The organism is Fundidesulfovibrio putealis DSM 16056 (genome assembly GCF_000429325.1).
GTDB classification, from domain to species: domain Bacteria; phylum Desulfobacterota; class Desulfovibrionia; order Desulfovibrionales; family Desulfovibrionaceae; genus Fundidesulfovibrio; species Fundidesulfovibrio putealis.
On sequence record NZ_AUBQ01000034.1, the window covers coordinates 1 to 1,308 of the forward strand.

Sequence of the window (1,308 nt, forward strand, 5' to 3'; positions counted from 1 at the left end):
GGGTCTTCGACGTTTACTGTGGAAATCCCCCGTTCAGAAGATCTGCGATGGGTGCCCCTATCAGGTAGATCATGGTGATGAAAGTGGTCACGTTCCGGTAGCCTCTGGCCCGCGAACGGGCGGCCTGGAAGAGGCCATTGAGTCCTTCCAGCCGTGCGTTTGAGAGCAGGGAGTCCCATCTCCGTAGGATTCTCGGCAAATGCTCCTGAAACGTATTCAGCGCTTTGCGAACCGGTTCGAGCAGAGCCGACTCCCCGGCAAGCTCCCGGGCGAACTCGAAGAATCGCGATGCCCGCCAACGAGCGCCCTGCCTGGTGTCAGCATTGCGCACCCAGCGCAGCAACTCCTTTACCCGGAATGCCGTGGCCGTCGCTAGGCCGCGCTCTTTCAATTCCTCCAGGGCAGCGACCTGCTCTTCGCTGCGCCATGTCTCCATGCCCTTGAGCACAGCCCATCGGGTGCCCTTGGGAAGTTTGACTTCCTTGGCCTCCAGGCGTCTGACCTCATCGAGCGCTTTGGTGAAAATCTGCACCACGTGGAACCAGTCAACAGTAACCGCAGCATTGCGAAAGGTCTCTTCGGCGGCTGCAAGGAAGGCTGGCGACATGTCGCAGACCACCTCGGTCACGTTGGCAGGGTTGCCCTTGCGCCCTTTAAGGTACGCGGCGAAAGTCCTGAGGCACTCCTTGCCCTTGCCGGGAGTCGCGAAGATCACCGGGCGGCTTTCCCGGTCCATGTCCACGAAAATGGTGACGTAATGATGGCCGCGCTTGGTCGCTGTTTCGTCCAGGCCGACTCCGCACACCCGGCTGAGATCGAGTTGCCCCATGGCTTTGAAGACGTAATGCGTCACCACTCGCCATATCCGCTTGTCTGTGACGCCGACGTAGCGCGCCACGGCGTTGACCGGCATCTCCCGGGCAAGGAGCATCACCGCTTGCTCGAAAAGCAGGGTGAATCCACTGCCCGGCCGCGCCCACGGGACGTTGACTCGCTTGAGGCCATGTTCAGAACATCTCACTCGGGGCACCCGGGCTTTGATAAGGCAGTGATGCTGGAAGAAGTTGAGATGACGCCAGCTGAACTCCGCGAAATCATGGGCCTTACAAGTCGCACCGCACGCCGGGCAAGGGTAGCGCTCACCTCTCGCGGCCTCGACCTCAAGGCGAAGCTCGCTTGGCTGCTTTGCAAGGTCCAGGGACTGGCCCACGACTCGCCAGGGCGCTGTGAGGCCAAGACCCAACGTCAGTAAATCGTTAGCATCCACGGCATCTTACCTCCTGGGAAAGGGCAGAAGCTACGATGCGT

At 60.6% G+C, this 1,308-nt stretch carries 1 protein-coding gene; it reads right to left on the bottom strand.

Features of this window, described 5'->3' with window-relative positions; translation table 11 throughout:
- Window positions 1-13 precede the first annotated feature (13 nt).
- Window positions 14-1,267: an ISL3 family transposase gene (locus tag G453_RS0116775; protein ID WP_027191972.1), complete on the bottom strand. Its 1,254-nt coding sequence runs from the start codon at window positions 1,265-1,267 to the stop codon at window positions 14-16.
- Between the last annotated feature and the right edge of the window lie 41 nt (window positions 1,268-1,308).